The organism is Kitasatospora sp. NPDC059817 (assembly GCF_042731835.1).
Lineage (GTDB): Bacteria > Actinomycetota > Actinomycetes > Streptomycetales > Streptomycetaceae > Kitasatospora.
This window is the reverse complement of sequence record NZ_JBHWIR010000011.1, coordinates 28,365-34,522: the sequence shown is the minus strand read 5'-3', so window position 1 is coordinate 34,522 and position 6,158 is coordinate 28,365. Positions and strand designations below refer to the sequence as shown.

General features: G+C 73.4%; 5 protein-coding genes. 3 read left to right on the top strand and 2 right to left on the bottom strand.

All coding sequences use genetic code 11. The features are described from left to right. Positions 1-136 precede the first annotated feature (136 nt). Complete coding sequence (locus ACFV61_RS04120; RefSeq protein WP_380490038.1) at positions 137-1,543, top strand: APC family permease; 1,407 nt, start codon at positions 137-139, stop codon at positions 1,541-1,543. A gap of 74 nt (positions 1,544-1,617) precedes the next feature. On the opposite strand, the gene ACFV61_RS04115 is transcribed toward ACFV61_RS04120, so the two are convergent. Together ACFV61_RS04115 and ACFV61_RS04110 are read right to left on the bottom strand one after the other, a co-directional pair. Then, on the bottom strand, positions 1,618-2,625 hold the full coding sequence (locus tag ACFV61_RS04115) for an MsnO8 family LLM class oxidoreductase (protein ID WP_380490036.1): 1,008 nt from the start codon (positions 2,623-2,625) through the stop codon (positions 1,618-1,620). 70 nt (positions 2,626-2,695) lie between these two features. After that, entirely contained in the window at positions 2,696-3,895 is a 1,200-nt protein-coding gene (locus ACFV61_RS04110; RefSeq protein ID WP_380490034.1) for a peptidoglycan-binding protein, read from the bottom strand. Between the two features lie 374 nt (positions 3,896-4,269). Between ACFV61_RS04110 and ACFV61_RS04105 the strand changes: the two genes are divergently transcribed. Next, positions 4,270-5,595: a DUF6271 family protein gene (locus ACFV61_RS04105; RefSeq protein WP_380426109.1), complete on the top strand. Its 1,326-nt coding sequence runs from the start codon at positions 4,270-4,272 to the stop codon at positions 5,593-5,595. Continuing rightward, positions 5,592-6,095 carry a GNAT family N-acetyltransferase gene (locus tag ACFV61_RS04100; protein WP_380426107.1) on the top strand — a complete coding sequence of 168 codons (504 nt, stop codon included), beginning with the start codon at positions 5,592-5,594 and terminating at the stop codon, positions 6,093-6,095. Before ACFV61_RS04105 ends, ACFV61_RS04100 begins: the two co-directional genes overlap by 4 nt. Positions 6,096-6,158: the final 63 nt, after the last annotated feature.

Here is a 6,158-nt window from a genome sequence, read left to right as displayed (position 1 = left end):
TCTTTCTCACACCCGCCCCGGCGCCCCCCGCGCGGCCCGCCGGGCGGGGGGCCGCGGCGGCCGGGGGGGGCGGGCCCGCGCGGGGGGGGGCAGGGCAGCCGCCGGCTCCACCGGCCCCGCCCGCCTGGAAGGCGGCGTGCTCGGCACCGGCGACATCGTCTTCTTCGTCGTGGCCGCCGCCGCACCGCTGACCGTGATGGCCGGCGTGGCGCCGTTCGCGATCGCCTTCGGCGGCATCGGCACGCCCGTCGCCTACCTGGCCACCGGCGTCATCCTGGCGCTCTTCGCGGTCGGCTTCACCACCATGACCGCGCACATCCGCAACGCCGGCGCGTTCTACGCCTACGTCACCCGCGGCCTCGGCCGCCCCGCCGGGCTCGGCGCCGCGCTGCTCGCGGTGCTCTCGTACAACGCCATCCAGATCGGCATGTACGGCGCCTTCGGCTTCTTCGCCCACACCACCGCCGCCGACCTGCTCGGCCTGGACCTGCCCTGGCCGGTCTGGGCGCTGCTCGGCGTCGCGGTGGTCTGGTTCCTCGGCTACCGCTCGATAGACCTCGGCGCCAAGGTGCTCGGCGCGCTGCTGATCGCCGAGACCGGCATCCTGCTCGTGCTCGCCGTGGCGGTGCTGGTGCGCGGCGGCGCGCACGGGCTCGACCTGTCCTCGTTCGCCCCGCACAACGTGTTCTCCGGGGGCATGGGCGGGGTGCTCGGGCTCTCCTTCGCCGCGTTCATCGGCTTCGAGGCCACCGCCATCTACCGCGAGGAGGCCCGCGAACCACGGCGGACGGTGCCGCGCGCCACCTACGCGGCGATCGCCTTCCTCGGCCTCTTCTACACCTTCATCACCTGGATGATCGTGCAGGCCTTCGGCGCCACCGAGGCCGTCGCGACCGCCACCGCCGACCCGGCCGGGATGTTCTTCACCGCGATGACCGACTACGTCGGCGCCTGGGCCACCGACCTCCAGCGGGTGCTGATCGTGACCAGCCTGCTCGCCGCGCTACTCGCCTTCCACAACACCATCACCCGCTACGGCTACGCCCTCGCCACCGAGCAGGCCGCCCCGGCCGCACTCGGCCGGGTCCACCCGCGCCACGGCTCCCCGTGGATCGGCGGCATCGCGCAGTCGGTGCTGGCGGCGGTGGCCGTCGTGGTGGCGGCGCTGATCGGGGCCGACCCGTACAACCAGTTCTTCCTCTGGGTGAACTCCCCCGGCGTGGTCGGCATCCTGGTGCTGCAGGCGCTCGCCGGGCTGTCCGTGTACGCCTTCTTCCGCCGCAATCGCGAGGCGGCCGCGAGCGCCGGGGTGTTCCGGACGGTCGTGGCGCCGGTCGCCGCCACCGTGCTGCTGTGCGGGGCGACGGCACTGGTGGTGTGGCGGCTCGACCTGTTCACCAATGCCGGGCCGGAGGTCAACTGGCCGCTGGTGGCGATCGTGCCGGTGGTGTTCCTGACGGGCGTCGCCATCGCGCTGCGGCTGCGGGCGCGGCGGCCCGAGGTGTACGCCCGGCTCGGGACGTCGGAGGTCGACGCGGGCTGAGCGGGGCGGCGGCGCCGCAGGGCCGGCCCACCGCCTCAGGCCTGGCCCGACCGCCGCACACCCGGCCGGCGGCCTCAGGCCTGGCCGACCGCCTCGGCGAGCAGCCGGTAGGAGTCGAGGAGGGCGGCGCGGTCGTAGGTGCTGGTGGTGACCAGGAACTCGTCCGCGCCGCTGCGCGCCACCAGGGCGGCGAGTTCGGCGGCGGCCCGCTCCGGGGTGCCCGCGATGTGGCCCTTCAGCGACTGCTCGTAGGCGGCCTGCTCGCGCGGGCTCATCGGCCGGGCCAGGATCTCGGCGGCGGGCGCCAGCGGCGGGAACTCGCCGTGGGTGCGGGAGTACGCGCCGGACCACGCCTCCGGGACGAGCAGCTCCCGGGCCCGGTCGGCGCTCTCGGCGACCGCGACCGTGCCCGAGACCACCACGTACGGCTCGGCGGCCTGCGCCGAGGGGCGGAACCGGCTGCGGTAGCGGTCGATCGCCGCGAGCATCCGCTCCTCTCCCCGGGCGGCGGCGATGACCAGCGGCAGCCCGGCGTCGGCGGCCAGGTCGGCGCCCGCGCCGGTGGCCAGGACGAAGGCCGGCACCCGCAGGCCCTCGGCCGGGCGGGCGTGGACGCCGGGGTGGGCCCGCTGGGAGCCGTCGAAGTAGCCGAGCAGTTCGGCCAGCTGGGCGCCGAAGTCGTCCGCGGAGTCCTTCTCCCGGCCCAGCGCCCGCCGGACGCCGTCGGTGAACCCGACCGAGCGGCCGAGCCCCATGTCGATCCGGCCGGGGAAGAGCGAGGCGAGCACCCCGAACTGCTCGGCCACCACCATGGGCTGGTGGTTGGGCAGCATCACCCCGCCCGTGCCGACCCGGATCCGGGTGGTGGCCGCCGCCACCGCCGCGGCGAGCACCGTCGGCGCGGATCCCGCGACCCCGGGCACGCCGTGGTGCTCGGAGACCCAGAAGCGGTGGTACCCGAGCCGCTCGGCCTCGCGGGCGAAGGCCACCGTGTCCCGCAGCGCCTGCGCCGGCTCCTCGCCCCGTCTGGTCCGGGAGCGGTCGAGGACGGAGAGCCTGGTGATGGGCGCAGCGCTGGTCACGCGGTGGACAACGCCCGCCGCCGAGCCGGGCATTCCCCCACCGCCACGCCCCCGGTACGGACGGGCCCGGTCAGTCCGTGACGGCGAAGCCCTGTGCCGCGCCCAGCCGGTGCAGCGAGTCCTGCCCCGGGATCCCGTCGGCGGCAGCATCGGTGTACCCGCACCGGCGCTGCCACCCGGCGTAGGCGGTGACCGTCAGGCTGCCGAACGAGCCGTCCACCCAGCGCTGTTCGAGCAGCCCCTCGTCCGCCAGGGCCTGCTCGACGATCGCCACCTCGGCCCCGTACGTCCGGTGCCCCTGTTCGGCGCCGGGGTCGGTGCGGGCGGCCGCCACGATGTGCGCGAGCGACACCGTCCGGGGACCGGGCAGGTAGCCGAGCAGCCGCCGCAGCGAGCTCTCCCCCGGCACGCCGTCCGCCGCCTGGCCGGAGTAGCCCAGGCTCTGCTGGTAGTCCGCGTAGTTCTCGGTGTCCGCGTCGCTCCAGTTCGGCCCGGGGCCGGAGCGGTAGTGGGCGCCGAAGCCCTGGGCGACGAGCCCCCGGCCGACCACGGTGACCTGGTAGCCCTGGGCGCCGTAGCCGTACGGGAGGCCGTTGATGGTGGTCTGGTACCGGGCGGGGGCCGGGTCCGCCGGGGGCACCGGGGGGTGCTGCGAGGGCGAGGGGATCGGGGTGCCGGGGCCGGCCGTGAAGTCGGGCCAGGAGCCGGGGTCGGTGTGGTCGTTGAACGGGACGTGGGCGTGTGCGTACCAGCCGCCGCTGGCCTCCCACACCTGCTCGTCGCGGTGGCTGGTGAAGTCGGCCGGGCGGCCCATCGGCCAGACGTCGGGCACGCCCCAGGAGGCGATCCAGGCGTGGATCCGGTCCCAGCCCGCGCACGGGGTGTCGACCAGCCGCGCGTACACGGTGCCCTGGTAGTTGCAGTAGGGGAAGAACACCGCCTCGATCTGGATCACCACGCGCCCGGCCCGGTTGGTGCGGGTCGGGCTCGTCGTCGGGCTGAGCAGGCTCTTCGAGCGGGAGTCGGCCGGGAACAGTTGGGCGATCCGGCCGCTGAACGGGTCCCAGATGAGGTGTGGCGCGTCGCCGGCGCCGCTGCCGGTGAAGTAGCTCACCAGGTCCTCGTAGGTGCACCAGTCCTGCGGCGCGGCGGCGGTCGCGTTGCGGTCCCAGGTGATGTGGGCGATGGCCCTCGGGGGGTACTGCTGGTCGGTCGGCGCGTGGTCGCCGAGGTCGTGGATCTCGGCACCGGGCAGCCACAGGTCGGACATGCGGTCTCCTCCAGGCGGCGAACGGACGTCGTTGCGGGTATCGGCAGGTTCACCCTCCGGATTGACCCCAACGGCGCAATACACGGCAATGAACCACCCATGCTCGCGCGCCCGTTCGGATATGTAACGGGAATTCGTCCTCGCGTACGGACCCGGGGGCCCGCGCCGCGTGCCACCGGACCCGCGCTCCGCCCTGCCCGGAAGGAAGCCCGAGAGGCTCCGGAAAGCCGTCGGGCGGGGGCGCATTCCACCCCGCCGCAGCCGCTCTGTCAATCGTTGACTTCGGAACTGGTCTAGTCCACGGTGGTGCGCGAAAAGCACTCATACCGTCATCACCGCCACGATTCTGACGAACCGACGGAGATTCCACCGTTATGCAACGAGTCTGCCTCGCCCTGCCCACCATGCGATCCTGCCCCGACACCATCGTGGAACTCGCCGAGGAAGCGGCCTACGCCGTCGCGAACTTCGACGTCGAGGTGCACCTCCTCATCCTCGACACCACCGACGCCGTCCAGTTCGCGAAGAACGCGGGCGCCGTGGCCGCCCTGGAGCCCACCCCCGGCGTGGTCGTCCACCACCTCGGCAACGCGCAGCAGCGGGAGTTCCTGCGCCGGGTCGCCGAGCGCTCCGGCGCCGCCGACCCCGGACTGCTGCTCGACATGATGCTCCCGCCGGCCGTCGCGTACGGCTCCTGCGTCAACCGGCTCTTCCTGGGCGCGGCCGCCCTGGGCTGCACCTCGGCACACCTGCGCAACGACGACGCCGACTTCCAGGTCGTCGACGGTCGGAAGATCTTCCCGATCCACCACGAGCTGCTCTCGATCGGCCGACCGGCCGGCGAGGCGGCAGCCGGCGTGACCCGCTCCGAGCTCGACCCGGCCGACGCGGACAAGCCGGTGATGCTGGTCAGCGGCTCCTTCATCGGCGAACTCAACGTGGACATCAGCGAGATCCACGAGTTGGACCCGGACATCTACCGCGACGTGGTGCGCCTGTGGACCCCGCCGGTGTGGCCGGAGGAGGACCGGGACGCGATGGTGGACGTCTCCTTCAAGGGCGCCGGCTCCGAGCCGTTCACCACCGACGAATCCGTCCTCGGCGTGCCCGACATCTGGGACGTCTACATGTGCAACATCGCCCTGGACCACCGGGCCTACGAGGTGCTGCCGCTGCTGCCCTCGGTCAAGACCATCGGCAGCGACTACGCCCTGCTGCACGCCATGGTCCACTCCCGGCTGCCCGGCGTCGTCCACAACCGCCACATCGTCAACTACTACACGCCCGAACGCCGCATCGGCGCCGGCTTCATCTCCTACCAGATGCGGTTCGTCAAGTTCCTGCTCTCGATGCTGTACCTGTACCCGGTCTACGGCGGGATGATCGACCTCGGCCGCGAGCTGCTGGACGAGCGGCACGGGCTGAAGATCGAGCCGATCCTCGACCTGGTGCGGGGCAGCGTCGACTGGGACCGGGCCGGGAACGAGCACTGCCTGGACGTCCTGGACCGCTCCTACCGCAAGCTGGGCGGCAAGTACACCGAGCTCGCCGACGCGGTGGCCGAGCAGCGCCAGCAGCTCCTGGACGAGGCGCAGGAGGACGCCGAGCGCTGGGCGGTGCTGATGGGAGCCTGGGCGGCGCTGGTGGCCGCCTCCCGCGCGGAAGGGCTCGGCACCGCCTCGGAGGTCGCGGCCGGGTGAGCGAGGACCTCCGGATCCGGCTCCTGGCCGACGGCGACTGGGACGCCGTGGTCGCACTGGAGCACGACGCCTACGCGGCCGACGGCCTGTCGGAGGGCCGGGAGGCGCTGCAGTCCCGCGCCCTCGCCTCGCCGCGGACCTGCTTCGTGCTGGAGCAGGACGGCACCGTCCGCGGCTACCTGCTGAGCCTGCCGTACCCGCCGCTGCGCTGCCCGAGCCTCGACCAGCCGGAGGAGGCGGTGTTCGCGTCGGACAACCTGCACGTGCACGACCTGGTGATCGCCGAGGACCTGCGCGGCCGGGAGGTCGCGCTGGGGTTCATCCGGCACTTCCGGGAGCAGGCGTCCGAGCAGGGCTTCGAGCGGATCTCCATGGTCGCGGTCCGCGGCACCGACATCCTGCTGCGGCTGCTCGGCTACCGCGCCCACCGCGAGGTGACGGTGCCGGCCTGCTACGGCAAGCGCGCCGTCTACATGTCGATGCCGGTGGCAGCCGGCTGACCTTCACTCGTCCACTCGTCCACTCGTCCACTCGTCCGGAGTAGTCCGGGCTGCGGCACTCAC

What these genes read in the sequence shown, in the direction of transcription:
- ACFV61_RS04105 (WP_380426109.1), top strand. Translation starts at nt 4,270, where the DNA reads ATGCAACGAGTCTGCCTCGCCCTGCCCACCATGCGATCCTGCCCCGAC.
- ACFV61_RS04110 (WP_380490034.1), bottom strand. Translation starts at nt 3,895, where the DNA reads ATGTCCGACCTGTGGCTGCCCGGTGCCGAGATCCACGACCTCGGCGAC.